Origin of the sequence: Ferrimicrobium sp. (genome assembly GCF_027364955.1) — a bacterium.
Classification (GTDB): Bacteria; Actinomycetota; Acidimicrobiia; order Acidimicrobiales; family Acidimicrobiaceae; genus Ferrimicrobium.
This window is the reverse complement of record NZ_DAHXOI010000001.1, coordinates 325,312-338,856: the sequence shown is the minus strand read 5'-3', so window position 1 is coordinate 338,856 and position 13,545 is coordinate 325,312. Positions and strand designations below refer to the sequence as shown.

Sequence of the window (13,545 nt, the reverse complement as noted above, 5' to 3'; positions counted from 1 at the left end):
GTGGGAGAAGAATGGCCTTCAATTCCCCCCAGCGTACACCGTCAGCATCACAATTTTAGACAAGAATGGCAAGATCATCTCGATGGACCACGACCCCACGAGTGCCCACAATAGCGGAGGCATCTAAACGCGTAATTCCTCGAGCGAACACTCCACCCGCTGCGGTCTCGATCTCAACCGTTGCCCCCGCCATGAAGCGACCGTGCACCTGGCGGATCCCCACAGCCAACAACGAGGCTGAGCTCGAACAGAGCGCCGCTCTCGCTCCCTCATCGACAACCAGTGAACCCTCTGGGTCGGTCGCGTACGCGATCCAGAGGCGTCGAGCAGGCTCACGTACTCCAAGGGAGGGGATCAAGGTCGATGGAGCGGGACGCGCCTGTACTGCGGCGACGATGACCCCTTCCGTCTGCGCCGACGCGATCAAACAGTCCACGCCAGATCGAGCCGCGATATTGGCGGCAGCTAACTTCGACGACATCCCACCGCTTCCTCGCCCTGAGATCGAACCCTGCGCGTGCACAGTATCGAAGGCATCAAGCTCGAGACGTTCAATCAGGCGTGCCCCACTCACTCGCCGAGGATCGGCGTCATAGACGCCTGGCAGATCCGTCAGCAGGAGTAACAGATCAGCATGGACAAGGTGAGAGACCAGGGCTGCCAGCCGGTCATTGTCACCAAAGCGGATCTCCTCATTCGCAACGGCATCATTTTCGTTGATCACCGGCACGACACGCATCCGCAGCAACTCCTCTAGGGTGGCTCGCGCGTGCAGATACTGACGGCGATCACCAAAATCCTGCGGAGCCAGCAACATCTGGCCGATCTCCATCCCGTAAGCTCGAAAGCGTTGCGCCAGTTGTGCGAGCAGCTCCACTTGGCCGACGGCACTGATCGCCTGCAAGACAGCCGCCTCCGATGGCCGAGCGATGCCCAGACGCCGTACACCGAGTGCAATCGCACCCGAGACTACCAGCACGACCTCGACACCGCTCCGACGAACCTCGTCGATACCCTGCACTAACCCGGCGGCAACCTCGGTGCGGAACTCGCCTGTATCCGAGGTCAAAGAGGTCGTCCCGACCTTCACAACCAGACGAGCGATGCCCATCAGTCCTCCTCGAAGGTGAACTCGAAACTCCCTATCTTCACAAGGTCGCCTTCACGGCAGCCCAACCGTCGCAACATGCGAAACACTCCCATGCGTTCCAAGCGCGTATGAACGATCGCAAGTGCATCGGCCTGCCCGAGATCACTCAGACCAACTGCATGGAGCGCATCCCTACCGTCCACCATGAAGGCCGCATCTCCCGTACGCGTCACCCGTACCTCGAAGTTCGGCCGGGGCCGATAGACCATCCTCTCCACCGTCGCCGGTCCGCCAGCCTTCGAATCGGCCACCACCTTGGCAAATCCATAGATCACACTCGCCATGCCACGTCGGTCCACATTGGAGACAACCCCGACCAATGGCATAGAAAATTGTTCAGCAACACGGCTCATCCGTCGTTGTGCCTCCTCCTCATCATCGACAAGATCGAGTCGCGTTCCAACAAGCACGCGAGGCCGGTCACCGAGGGATTCGAGATAATTGGTAAGTTCATGCAGCAATTGCGCAACGCACTCCTCCATCGCACGCTCATCCAGATCGGCTGGGACGACAAGAGCCAGCGCCACCGCCCGTTCCACATGCCGCAAAAAGGCATGCCCCAATCCGCGACCCTCGCTCGCACCCTCGATCAACCCTGGGATGTCAGCAACGATATACTCTGTTGCGTCAGCGGGACGTACGACGCCGAGGTTAGGGATGAGCGTGGTGAAGGCATAGTCGGCAATCTTGGGACGCGCACGGGAAATGTTGGCAATCAGCGAAGACTTTCCCACATTTGGCTCCCCAATCAAACAGACATCGGCTTTGAGTTTGAGCTCGAGATTAAACCAGAACTCCTCACCCACCTCACCCTGCTCAGCAAAGCCAGGAGCCCGCCGACGGTTGGAGAGGAATCGAGCATTACCAGCACCCCCTCGACCACCACGGGCAATGACAAATGCTGCCCCAGTCTCAGCAAGGTCGGCGACGAGCGTACCATCGAAGTCACGTACTACGGTGCCGAGAGGTACCCCAACCACCTGATCACGACCACCAGCACCATGCATCTTTTTCCCTTGGCCGTGAGCGCCATCGCCCGCGCGACGGAAAGGCTGGTCACGAAAGACAATTAACGACGCGAGCTGAGGGTCGACCTTCAGGATCACATCGCCACCCTTACCACCATCCCCACCATCAGGTCCGCCACGATCCACGTGCGCCTCGCGTCGGAATGAGACAGCCCCAGCTCCTCCGTTACCCCCCTTGACATGGACCTGCGCAGCATCTACGAACTCCGCCATCCTCACCTCGCTTACACCAATGAAGGCGGGGTCCATGACCCCGCCTTCTAGAATTCACTCACACCATCGTTGGCCCAAACAGTGCCGCTCGCGCTCACCCAAAAGAGCTGCCCTACCGGCATCCCAGACCCAATAAACATTTGTCCGTCTTCGTCTTGGGTTCGACACCAGTGACTCCATCAGTAGGGAATCTATCACCAGCGACTCCATCAAGCCCGGCTTGCCTGCGTCTATCTTGGCCACATCGCTGTTGCGCTGGAGCCATCGCCCCTAATGTCCCAGGGCTCTTAGTCGCGACAAACACTGCGTACTCGAAACTATCCGGCCCGCCGAGGACGTGGTCATAAAACGGCTAGTTGAGGGGATCCTCGATCGGCACCACTGAGACGACCTTACGACCCCGATGCTGCCCATACACCACTTGACCAAACTCCTTGGCAAACAGGGTATCATCGCTACCACGCCCTACATGGTCACCTGGGTAAAACTTCGTACCACGTTGGCGAACAAGAATCGATCCTGCCTGCACCGTTTGACCACCGTAGACCTTGATCCCTAATCGTTGGGCATTAGAGTCACGGCCGTTCTTAGTGGAACCACCACCCTTAGTCTTTGACATTATCTCCTCATTCTTTTTGTACTCACGCCTTTGTCGCTCACCTCAGAACCTGTGCAGAGTGGCGACTGGACATACTTCGGAGCCACGACAGCACCTCAGAGCAATTACTCCTCTGCAGTCGCTCAACCGAGCCGCGAGAGCTACTCGGCGACGATCGAGGTAATCCGCACTCGAGTGTACTTCTGGCGGTGACCAAAGTGCTTACGCTCGTTCGCCTTGGACTTGTAACGGAAACCAATGACCTTGGTCCCCTTTACCTCCTCGACTACCTCGCCGACTACCGATACACCGGCAAGTTCATCGGCACGAGCGAGCACTCGCTCATCGTCGACGAACAGTACTGGGCGCAGCGAGACTTCATCTCCGGCGGGGACGTCAAGACGCTCCACGAGAACCGTCCGACCCTCAAAAACCTTGGCTTGCTTTGAGCCTACATCAACAACTGCATACATATCGCTACTAGTATACGTCCTACTGGGTGATCATCGGGTCGATGACGTAGCCACTTCCGCCACAACTGGGGCAGACTTCCGAGAGCGCCTCAACAAGTCCTTCAGCGATGCGGTGCCGAGTCATCTGCACCAGGCCCAACTGCGACATCTCATACACATGGGTCTTGGTCTTATCGCGGGTAAGTGCGGCACGAAAAGCGCGCATGACATCCTCTCGATTCTGGGCCTCGATCATATCAACGAAGTCGATGACGATGATACCACCGATATCGCGAAGCCTCAGCTGACGCGCAATCTCCTCCACTGCTTCCAGGTTGTTCTTATGGATCGTCTCCTCGAGCGAAACGGTACCAACGTTGCGAGAGGTATTCACGTCGATAACCGTCAACGCCTCCGTTCGGTCGATCACAATCGACCCACCAGAGGGGAGCCAGACCTTGTGTTCAAGAACCTTCTGCAACTGCTCCCGAACATGAAATTGATCAAAAATCGCCAACTTCTCCGTGGCAGAGTCAAAGTACTCAACCCGATCAGCCAACTCTGGAGAAATCGCTGCGACATATCCAGCGATCTCCTGGTAGAGGGCAAGGTCATCGATAGTGACCCCACGGAACTCCCGGTTGAACTCCTCTCGGATCACCCGTACTGCCGAAGGTGGTTCACGGTAGAGAAGAGCGGGAGCATGTGCCGATTTGGTCATCTCCTCGATCTTCCTCCACGACTCCATCAAACTATCGACATCGCGCTTGAGCTCTTCCTTCGTGGATCCCTCAGCAGCCGTGCGCAGGATGACTCCAAAACCCTCAGGAGCAACATCATCGAGAATCCGACGGAGACGACGACGCTCATCATCAGGCAGCCGTTTAGAGATCCCAAAACTCCCGCCGCCTGGCAACAGGACGGCGAACCGTCCAGGTAACGAGACCTCCTGGGTCAGGCGCGCGCCTTTCTGAGCGATCGGATTCTTAACGACCTGACAGATCACCACCTGCTTTGGTCGCAGCAGTTGCTCGATCCGGACGTTGCGATCGAATGATTCGAGATCTTCGCGATCATAACGAACGTCACCACGATAGAGGACCGCATTCTTATTGGTACCAATGTCAACAAAGGCAGCCTCCATGCCAGGAAGCACGTTCGCCACTCGCCCAAGATAGATATTCCCACTGATATTGGACTGCGAGTCAGAGGCCCGAGACACAAAATGTTGAATAAGGGTTCGACCCTCGAGGATAGCTACCTGGGTAACATCTCCAGCGACATGAACCACCATCTGATACCGGCCGACCGGACGTCCATGTCGCTCGCGTGGTGCCCGCTGAGCAAACCGGCGTTTGATCTTCGCTCCTGCGTCAATTGTCTCCGCTACTTGACCTTGGATCTCCATCTCGACTGGCGCTTGAGCCTTCGTGGGACGCCGCCTCGACTGGGTTCGACGCGGAGGGTTGGTCGCCGTCGCATCCCCTGGCTGACGAGTTCGCGAACTTGCGCGCCGACCTGTCGAACGTTGGCTCTGAGCTGGCTTACTCTCGCTCGCCACTCCATCGGTACCGGACCCTACCGGGTTCGTTTCTTCCATTCAAAAACCTTTCAAAATTACTCATGCGAGCACTGCGGCACCCATCAAACGTTGGACGATGCCGGGAGTAACAACGCCGCACGGTAACGCACGCATGATTTAAAGCAGAATGAGCAGTGCCCCTATCCCGGCGGCATCTAACTCCGTCGAGGAGCGATAGTCGGTCTGTGACAATCAACTCAGTGGGCACGTACTGCAACATCTCACTCGCTAGTGTAGTAGCCCACTCAGAGGCGTCGATCGAAAGCCGACACCCCAATCGAAGGCGGCTATCCGTTCTTCTTCTTGGGTGGCGTCGTCACCGTGCCGGAGGTACCCGTGCCAGTCGTTCCTGCCTTGGAACTGCTCGTCGATTTGGCCGTTGTTGTCTGGTGATGCACGGGTGCATTCAATGCAACCGTAGAGCCAGCGGCGAGGTGCTTGAGGCCATAGGTCGGAGCTGCAACCGGATGATCCTTCAAGTACTGAAAGATCTGACGGACGACCGGCGCAGAGCCCGTGTCGCCGAAGCCGCCCTCCTTGATCACGACGACAACCACGTATTTGGGGTTCGGTTCGGGACCAAAGGCAACAAACCAGGCGTTGGGAACCTCTCCATGGACCGAGGCGGTGCCGGTCTTGCCAGCTAAGGTGTAGCTACTCTCTGGCCAGCCCAGGAAGATGCCATGAGCCGTTCCTAACGGGTTGGAGATAACTCCCTCGAAACCAGCAAGAATGGCCGCACGGACCGACGGGCTCAAAGGAACGTGTGCCGCCACCTTGGGAGCGAATCGCTTGACGAGGTTGCCGTTTCCGTTGACGATGCCTTCAGCGATCCTCGGCACATACCGGGTCCCACCATTGGCAAAAGTGGCATACGCGTTAGCCATCTGTAAAGGGGTGATCTCCGTCAAACCTTGGCCAAAGGACATCTCAAGTTGATCAGCCACATACCAAGTATCGTAGGGATACGCCTGAGGGTAGAGTCGGTGCAACTTCTTCCGAAGGGCCGGAGAATCGACCATTCCAGCCGCCTCACCCGGCAACGCAATGCCCGTTGGCGATCCCCAGCCGTATTTGGCGGCCATGTTTTGGATAGGCGTGGCGCCGAACTTGGACTGTTCGGTATAGAAACGATAACCCAGTGTATAGAAGAACACGTCATCGGAGGCACTGATCGCCGTGCTGATATCGATCGGGCCGAGGGTTTCACCGCCCGAGTTGTGCAGACTACAGAACGAGCCCGTACAGTTCGGTATCACAAAATGACCCGTATCATCGATAATGGTGGTAGGTGTCAACAAACCATCTTGGAGCGCAGCCGAGGAGGTCGCCAGCTTGAAGGTTGAACCCGGGGTGTAGACACCCGAGATCGCCCGATTCAATAACGGGTCACGTGAACTCGGTGCTGTGAGCTTGGCATAGTTGGCATAGGAGATCCCACCAACCCACTGGCTCGGCTGATAGGTCGGATACGAGGCCATCGCGAGCACCGATCCATCGTTCACATTCTCCACCACCGCGGCACCGGTAACATCGTTGGAGTAGCGACCAAAATAACTGTTGTAGCTCCCCTGGAGTTGATTGACCCGCTGCGCTAAAAGCTTATCGACATACTGCTGCAATGGGAGGGAGATGGTCAACTGAAGATCTCCACCCGGCTTCGCACGAGTTCGTGACGCAACCCCTACCTCCTGGCCATAGGAGTTGACGATGAGTTTCTCCTGGCCCGGGGTACCATGCAGGTACTTCTGATAACTCTCCTCGACGCCGGAGAGCCCGATCTGGTCACCAGGTGCATACCCCTTCGATGCGAGCTTTGCCAACTGTTGGGGGCTGATCGATCCCACATAGCCAAGCACATGCGCAGCTGTAGACCCATAGGGGTAGGTGCGCTGGGTCTCGAAGTTGGTGGTCACCCCCGGAAACTCGCTGCTGTGCTCGGCTACATAGAGTGCGGTAGCCTGGGAAATATTTGACCCAATCGGCGTCGGTACATAGGTCGAGTACTGCGAATTACGCAAGTCAGCGGCGACTTGGGTAACAGGGATCCCCAGCAACTTCGCCACCCTACCCTCCACCTTTGGGTGCAGCGATGCTTCATACTGCGACAACCCGAGGACATCAACCACGCGATTGCCCGCCAACACATTCTGTTCACGTGAAAGAATCAGGCCGCGAGGCGCTGGAACCGCTACGGTCCGAGTCGAGTTCTGGGCGGCCGCCTGCTGAAATGAGGGTGCCTCAAGCACCTGCAGTGCATAGAGACGAGCGACAAGACCGCCAAGGAGCGCCAATCCAGTCAGCCCGAGCAGACGAGCTCGGAAACTCAACGAGACTTTCTTTGATCCTTGGGGCACGACTACCTCCGTTCGAGCATCGGGGTCCGTTCCTGCGCTCCAAAGACCAACCGGCAAAGACCAAGCGCCACAACTGCGAGAACAAGATTGATTCCGCCCACGATGATCAACTCGTCGAGTGTTCTCGCCCGCAACGGATTGCCTAGGCCAAGCAGGTAGAGGACTAGGGAACTCAACCCCTCGCCAACGACGCTAGTAGCCCCAACTATGAGAATTTTGAGAGCAAGAGGACTTCCGGAATCCAGCCGTTCGATCTCACCAGCAAGATACCCCACCACACAAAGCACCAACGCTGAGATACCAAATGGAGTGGTGAGGAAGGAGTCGACCAACAGTCCAGCGAAGAATCCGGTCAGTGCTCCGATCTCTCTGCCCCGGTACACCCCCACGGCTGCAACCATGAGCATCACAAAATCCGGGTGTACCCCTAAAATGGTGAGGCCACCCGCCCCTGAACGCTGTATGACCACCGCCGTGAAGATCAACAGCGGCAACCCAAGCGCCCGTACCCACCTCACGAGCCAACTCCCGGGGTCCACTTCAACACCGCAACATACTGAAGAGCGGCATAGTCCACCAAAGGAACCGCGCGGATACTTTCTTGGAGGTCACCCGAGGGATTCGAAACCTGGGTGACGCGAACCGCTGGGATCCCGGGTGGGAACAACTCGCCCTGCAGGCCAGAGGTTACCAACACCGCACCACGCCGGATATGGGTACCAGGCACCACCAAGTTGATCGTCAACGACTCTCCAGTACCTTGACCAACCGCGGCACCCACCTGGCCCGACTTGGGGATCCGAACGCCTACCGTTGAAGTTGGGTCCGTGACCATCAACACCGTCGCAGTCGAAGGCGTCGTCTGCACCACCCGTCCTGCCAATCCAGCACCGCCCACCACTGGATTGCCTACCACGACGCCGTTCGCGCTACCACGGTCAATCACAAAGGTGAGCTGCAAGTTACTAGGGGTCATCTGGATGACCTCCGCGGGAATGGAGGCAAGGGTCGTAGCAAACGGCAATCTGGTCACCCGACTCAACTGCGTCAACGCGTGCAACGCTCCAAGATCCTCAAAATGCGAGCGCTCTATCGCCCCAAGCTTTGACTTGAGTTGGGCGATCTCACGCTGGTCCGAAGGGTAGTTCGCTATTCCGTGGTAGGCGTTCGCGAGCGGCCGAAAGACTGTGTCGATGGCCGACTTCGTCGGGTTCACCACATCAGCGACCACAACCTTGAGTGATCCAAAATGCATACGGGAAGCGTTAAAGTTGATCGTGATGAGCGAGACCGATAGCAGAATCAGAACAGCAAGTGTTGCCCTAGGTCGCTCAAGTAATCGTGACAAGTCGTTGGGAGACCTAACGTGACGAGGTAATCAAGACCTGTTTGAGCGCCTCAAACTCCTCCAGGCACTGGCCCGATCCAAGAGCAACGCACTGGAGTGGATTCTTTGCCACAACGATGGGCATACCCGTCTCCTCGTGGAGTCGTCGATCGAGTCCAGCCAATAACGCGCCACCACCGGTCAGCACAATGCCCTGGTCCATGATATCAGCGGCCAATTCAGGCGGCGTATTGTCGAGTGTGACCTTAACGGCATCGACGATCGCGTTGATCGGCTCAGAGATAGCTGCGCGGATCTCCTCAGTCGTTACCGAGATCGTCTTTGGCAAGCCCGTCACCAGATCACGACCCTTGATTTCAGCGCGCAACTCCTCCTCAAGTGGGTAGGCCGAAGCAAGTGTCATCTTGATCGATTCAGAGGTCCGCTCACCAAGCGCGACCGAGTACTGCTTCTTGATGTAGGCGATAATCGCCTCATCCATCTCATCGCCACCGACGCGGATAGAGCGGGAGGTAACAATCCCGCCGAGCGAGATCACAGCGACCTCAGTGGTACCACCGCCGATATCGACAACCATATTGCCAGCCGGCTCATGCACGGGCAACCCAGCCCCAATCGCCGCGGCCATCGGCTCCTCGATGATGTAGGCAGGTTTTCTTGCCCCCGCGTACTCAGCGGCCTCTTGGACCGCGCGACGCTCGACACCAGTGATGCCGCTCGGAACGCAGATGACCATACGCGGCTTACCCATCTTCGACTGGTTGACCTTGTGGATGAAGTAGCGAAGCATCTTCTCGCAGATCTCAAAGTCAGCGATCACGCCATCCTTGAGTGGCCGAATCGCCTGGATATTCGATGGGGTGCGTCCAATCATCCGCTTGGCCTCAGCACCAACCGCTAGTGGGCGACCATCCCTCACGTTGATGGCAACCACCGATGGCTCGTTAAGTACGATACCCTTACCGCGTACGTACACCAACGTGTTGGCGGTACCGAGATCGACGGCGATGTCTCTACCGAAAAGACCGCTGCTACTCTTTGCCATTTGACCTCCTAAAGATGGCGTCTCGCCTACGTGAGGCGAAACTCTGGGAAAAATAAACTGATTTCGCGTTCTGCTGCCGCGGGTGAGTCCGAACCGTGGATCAAGTTCTCATCCATGAGCATAGCAAGATCACCACGGATTGTGCCCGGCGCTGCCTGAGCCGAGTTCGTCGCTCCCATCATCGTTCTCACCATCTCCACAACTTGCGGGGGGCCTTCAACGATGCCTACGACAACTGGTCCTCTCGTGAGGAAAGCGATGAGATCCTGATAAAACGGCTTCTCGCTGTGCTCGGCATAGTGTTGGGCGACCAGTGAATTTGCCAATTGTCGCAGTTCAAGAGCGAGAAAGCGCAGCCCACGGCGCTCAAACCGACCGACGATCTCACCGATCAATCCGCGCTCAACAGCGTCTGGTTTTAGGATGATAAGGGTAGTAGCCATACGAATGGTACAGGCTACCGGCTCACGACTCATCACGCAGCAGCTTGGGAACATCTTTACACAAAACGGTACCACAGGCACAGTGCGAACCGGTGATCAGCACCAATCCGACCTCGAGTGAACTGAGCAATGCTCCCACCGACCGGAGTTCAGCGGACCAATCGAGAATGCGCGCATCCGGATACACCTTCTCGGCGGCGGCACGCAAGATGGTAGGCGCAACCCCGCAATCGAGTAAGCCAAGAGCAACGACACCTGGAAGCGCCAACGCCGTCAAGAACTCATACGGATCCCGCCCATGGCTCATGCCAAAGACAATCCCAATGGGATGCTCTCGGCCAAAAGCCTCAAGTAACGTCGTCCCGAGGACCGCAGCCGCCTCACGGTTATGCGCAGTGTCTACCACGACAATCGGATCACCACGCAGGACCTCAAAACACCCCGGTAGGTGTAGACGAGCGAGACCGCTCTCGATCCGCTCACTAGTAAGACGGCGACCAAGAAGCGCCTCAACGGCATGAACGGCTAGCATGACATTCCAGGAAGCGGCCTCGCCAAAGAGTGGAACAAAAAAGGATCGGTCTCCTAATGGTGAGTGCTCAAGAAGCTCCTGCCCACCCACCCCAGGAAAGCGTTCGACCTCGAGCTCATCCATCCAGATTGTAGGGTTCAGAGAGAGTCGATCCATGGCCAAGGCTCGCAACTCGTCGTCGAGCGGCCCCAGGCATACCGTCGCCCCGTCGTGGACTATCCCCAGCTTGTGTTCGAGCACGTCACCAAGTGTCGGACCGAGCTCCGCTAGATGATCGTGTCCAATCGAGGTGATGACCGCTACCTCGGCATCGATAATATTGGTTGCGTCGTCACGGCCACCAAGTCCCGTCTCGATCACTGCGATCTCACAACCTTCGAGTGAAAACACCGAAAGTGCCGCAACAAAGAGTGCTTCAAAGTGCGTCAAGGGGGGCACCAACTGTTGTTCGGTCATCGCCGCCAACTGGCTCAACTCCTGTTCAAGGCGCTCACTCTCCACTGGAACGGCATCAACCATCACTCGCTCTTCGAGACGACAAAGATGTGGGGAACGAAAAAGTCCCACGCGAAATCCCATATCCCCCAACAGCACCGCCCCTGCTGCAGCGACGCTACCTTTACCGTTGGTACCAGCGACATGGATAAACCTGAGGCCGGAACTGATGCCTCCCAGCACCGATGCCGCCGCCCGAACACGATCGAGCGGTGACACCGTCACCGAACGATCGGCCTCAAAGTTCGGGAGACTCTCCAACCATTCGATACCCCGCAACTAGGAGGCTTGCCTGGTTGATGACCCATTCTGATCAGGCGCGGCCGGAATGAGCGTTGGTGCAACGTGCTCAAGCACCACCTGTTCATCGACTACGCATTTGGTGACATCATCGCGCGATGGCACCTCGTACATCACGTCGAGCAGGACCTCCTCGAGAATAGCTTTGAGGCCACGGGCCCCGGTCCCTCGCAACATCGCCTGATCTGCGATGGCGTCCAGAGCACCATCGGTGATCTCTAACTCAACCCCGTCGAGTTCAAGCACCTTCTTGTACTGTTTGACCAGCGCGTTCTTGGGTTCAGTAAGAATCTCAATCAGTGCCGGTCGGTCGAGGTTATCGATAGTACCGATGATGGGCAGCCGTCCAATGAACTCCGGAAGCAGGCCGAACTTCAACAGATCCTCAGGCTGCACTTCACCGAGGACCTCAATCTCCCTCTTGGCGTGGGTCATGGTTCCAGAGAAGCCGATGCCACGTCGCCCAAGGCGACTTGCCACGATCTCTTCAAGACCAACGAAGGCACCACCACAGATGAAAAGTACATTGGTGGTGTCGATCTGAATGAACTCTTGATGTGGATGTTTCCTGCCACCCTGGGGAGGCACGGAGGCAACGGTACCCTCAAGTATCTTCAAAAGGGCCTGTTGAACTCCTTCTCCGGAGACATCACGAGTGATCGATGGGTTCTCACTCTTGCGCGCTATCTTGTCAATCTCATCGATGTAGATGATCCCCATCTCCGCACGCTTCACATCAAAATCTGCAGCTTGGATGAGTTTGAGGAGAATGTTCTCCACATCCTCGCCGACATAGCCTGCTTCGGTCAGTGCGGTAGCATCAGCGATGGCGAAGGGCACGTTCAGCATTCGAGCGAGTGTCTGCGCAAGCAGGGTCTTGCCACAGCCAGTTGGACCGAGCAACAGCACGTTGGATTTAGCGAGTTCCACGTCATCTTTGATGCCGCTACGAATGCGCTTGTAGTGGTTGTAGACCGCCACCGAAAGAATCTTCTTCGCGCCCTCCTGGCCGATCACATAGCCATTGAGGAACTCCATGATCTCCTTGGGCTTAGGAAGTTTGTCATCACCTTGGGGCTCCGGTTTGGCGCCCAATTCCTCAGAGATGATGTCGTTGCACAGCTCGATGCACTTGTCACAGATGTAAACGCCTGGCCCTGCTATCAGCTTCCGTACCTGTTTCTGCGACATTCCGCAGAAACTGCACTTCACCATCTCTTGGCCTTCACCAATCTTCGCCATGGCCAACCCTCTCCTTAGTCCTTACCTAACCATATCGCAATCGCCGCAACGATCGCCGTGTTTGGGTAAGACTTCCTATTTCCCAATAGAATCTCGTGAGGAGAACACCTCATCGATGACCCCATACTCCAGTGCCTGCTCCGCTTCGAGAATAAAATCTCTATCGGTATCATGGGCAATCTTCTCAACTGTTTGACCAGTGGAATCCGAAAGCATCTGGTTCAGCAAATCACGCATCCGCAGAATCTCTTTGGCCTGAAGCTCAATGTCGGTTGCCTGGCCACCAACACCGCCGTAGGGTTGATGCAGGAGGATCCGAGCATGCGGAAGTGCATAGCGCTTGCCTTTCGCGCCTGCAGAAAGGACCACCGCAGCCGCTGACGCAGCCTGACCAAAGCAGAGAGTGGACACGTCTGGACGAATATAGCGCATCGTATCGTAGATCGCAAACAAGCCGGTAATTTCTCCACCCGGGGAGTTGATGTACAGGTTGATATCTCGGTCAGGATCTTCATACTCGAGGTACAGCAACTGCGAGCAGACCAGGTTGGCAACAGCATCGTCAATCGGTGTCCCCAAGACGATAATCCGCTCCCGAAGGAGTCGGGAGTAAAGATCGTAGGCTCGCTCACCCCTTGAAGATGTCTCAATCACGGTAGGAACCAAATAGTTATACGCTTGCATGCAACCTCTCGATCTCCATTAACTGCCCTTTGGTTCGCACCACGAGGAGCAGTTCTTCCATTCTAATGGTGCCGTG

At 56.8% G+C, this 13,545-nt stretch carries 13 protein-coding genes; all 13 read right to left on the bottom strand.

Annotation, left to right across the window (positions count from 1 at the left end):
* Nucleotides 1-55: 55 nt before the first annotated feature.
* The 13 genes from proB to M7Q83_RS01460 all read right to left on the bottom strand — a co-directional run bounded on the left by proB (nt 56) and on the right by M7Q83_RS01460 (nt 13,469).
* Nucleotides 56-1,111 (bottom strand): glutamate 5-kinase, encoded by a 1,056-nt coding sequence (gene proB, locus M7Q83_RS01520; RefSeq protein WP_298334643.1) that lies wholly within the window; start codon nt 1,109-1,111, stop codon nt 56-58.
* Entirely contained in the window at nt 1,111-2,427 is a 1,317-nt protein-coding gene (obgE, locus tag M7Q83_RS01515; RefSeq protein WP_298334641.1) for a GTPase ObgE, read from the bottom strand. Before obgE ends, proB begins: the two co-directional genes overlap by 1 nt.
* A 316-nt stretch (nt 2,428-2,743) precedes the next feature.
* Nucleotides 2,744-3,010 carry a 50S ribosomal protein L27 gene (gene rpmA / locus M7Q83_RS01510; protein ID WP_298334639.1) on the bottom strand — a complete coding sequence of 89 codons (267 nt, stop codon included), beginning with the start codon at nt 3,008-3,010 and terminating at the stop codon, nt 2,744-2,746.
* 140 nt (nt 3,011-3,150) lie between these two features.
* Nucleotides 3,151-3,462: a 50S ribosomal protein L21 gene (gene rplU, locus M7Q83_RS01505; protein ID WP_298334637.1), complete on the bottom strand. Its 312-nt coding sequence runs from the start codon at nt 3,460-3,462 to the stop codon at nt 3,151-3,153.
* Between the two features lie 19 nt (nt 3,463-3,481).
* Nucleotides 3,482-5,041, bottom strand: a complete 1,560-nt coding sequence (locus M7Q83_RS01500) for an Rne/Rng family ribonuclease (RefSeq protein WP_298334635.1) — start codon at nt 5,039-5,041, stop codon at nt 3,482-3,484.
* A gap of 269 nt (nt 5,042-5,310) precedes the next feature.
* A complete protein-coding gene (mrdA, locus tag M7Q83_RS01495) occupies nt 5,311-7,353 on the bottom strand; it encodes a penicillin-binding protein 2 (RefSeq protein ID WP_298334632.1) in 2,043 nt (680 codons plus the stop codon).
* A gap of 29 nt (nt 7,354-7,382) precedes the next feature.
* Nucleotides 7,383-7,898: a rod shape-determining protein MreD gene (mreD, locus tag M7Q83_RS01490; protein WP_298334630.1), complete on the bottom strand. Its 516-nt coding sequence runs from the start codon at nt 7,896-7,898 to the stop codon at nt 7,383-7,385.
* Nucleotides 7,895-8,635, bottom strand: a complete 741-nt coding sequence (gene mreC, locus M7Q83_RS01485; protein ID WP_298334628.1) for a rod shape-determining protein MreC — start codon at nt 8,633-8,635, stop codon at nt 7,895-7,897. Before mreC ends, mreD begins: the two co-directional genes overlap by 4 nt.
* Before the next feature lie 106 nt (nt 8,636-8,741).
* Nucleotides 8,742-9,773, bottom strand: coding sequence for a rod shape-determining protein (locus M7Q83_RS01480; RefSeq protein WP_298334626.1), 1,032 nt, complete (start codon nt 9,771-9,773; stop codon nt 8,742-8,744).
* Between the two features lie 26 nt (nt 9,774-9,799).
* Nucleotides 9,800-10,216, bottom strand: a complete 417-nt coding sequence (gene ndk, locus M7Q83_RS01475) for a nucleoside-diphosphate kinase (RefSeq protein ID WP_298334624.1) — start codon at nt 10,214-10,216, stop codon at nt 9,800-9,802.
* Between the two features lie 22 nt (nt 10,217-10,238).
* Nucleotides 10,239-11,522 carry a Mur ligase family protein gene (locus M7Q83_RS01470; RefSeq protein ID WP_298334622.1) on the bottom strand — a complete coding sequence of 428 codons (1,284 nt, stop codon included), beginning with the start codon at nt 11,520-11,522 and terminating at the stop codon, nt 10,239-10,241.
* Nucleotides 11,523-12,785 (bottom strand): ATP-dependent Clp protease ATP-binding subunit ClpX, encoded by a 1,263-nt coding sequence (gene clpX / locus M7Q83_RS01465; RefSeq protein ID WP_298334620.1) that lies wholly within the window; start codon nt 12,783-12,785, stop codon nt 11,523-11,525.
* 75 nt (nt 12,786-12,860) lie between these two features.
* The gene (locus M7Q83_RS01460) at nt 12,861-13,469 is read right to left on the bottom strand and encodes an ATP-dependent Clp protease proteolytic subunit (protein WP_298212253.1); all 609 of its coding nucleotides are present in this window, start codon (nt 13,467-13,469) and stop codon (nt 12,861-12,863) included.
* Nucleotides 13,470-13,545: the final 76 nt, after the last annotated feature.

Excerpts from the sequence above, each read along its gene's own strand:
- mreC (WP_298334628.1), bottom strand. The coding sequence starts at position 8,635 with ATGCATTTTGGATCACTCAAGGTTGTGGTCGCTGATGTGGTGAACCCG.
- M7Q83_RS01500 (WP_298334635.1), bottom strand. The coding sequence starts at position 5,041 with ATGGAAGAAACGAACCCGGTAGGGTCCGGTACCGATGGAGTGGCGAGC.
- M7Q83_RS01460 (WP_298212253.1), bottom strand. The coding sequence starts at position 13,469 with ATGCAAGCGTATAACTATTTGGTTCCTACCGTGATTGAGACATCTTCA.
- ndk (WP_298334624.1), bottom strand. The coding sequence starts at position 10,216 with ATGGCTACTACCCTTATCATCCTAAAACCAGACGCTGTTGAGCGCGGA.
- clpX (WP_298334620.1), bottom strand. The coding sequence starts at position 12,785 with ATGGCGAAGATTGGTGAAGGCCAAGAGATGGTGAAGTGCAGTTTCTGC.
- proB (WP_298334643.1), bottom strand. The coding sequence starts at position 1,111 with ATGGGCATCGCTCGTCTGGTTGTGAAGGTCGGGACGACCTCTTTGACC.
- obgE (WP_298334641.1), bottom strand. The coding sequence starts at position 2,427 with ATGGACCCCGCCTTCATTGGTGTAAGCGAGGTGAGGATGGCGGAGTTC.
- M7Q83_RS01480 (WP_298334626.1), bottom strand. The coding sequence starts at position 9,773 with ATGGCAAAGAGTAGCAGCGGTCTTTTCGGTAGAGACATCGCCGTCGAT.
- rpmA (WP_298334639.1), bottom strand. The coding sequence starts at position 3,010 with ATGTCAAAGACTAAGGGTGGTGGTTCCACTAAGAACGGCCGTGACTCT.
- rplU (WP_298334637.1), bottom strand. The coding sequence starts at position 3,462 with ATGTATGCAGTTGTTGATGTAGGCTCAAAGCAAGCCAAGGTTTTTGAG.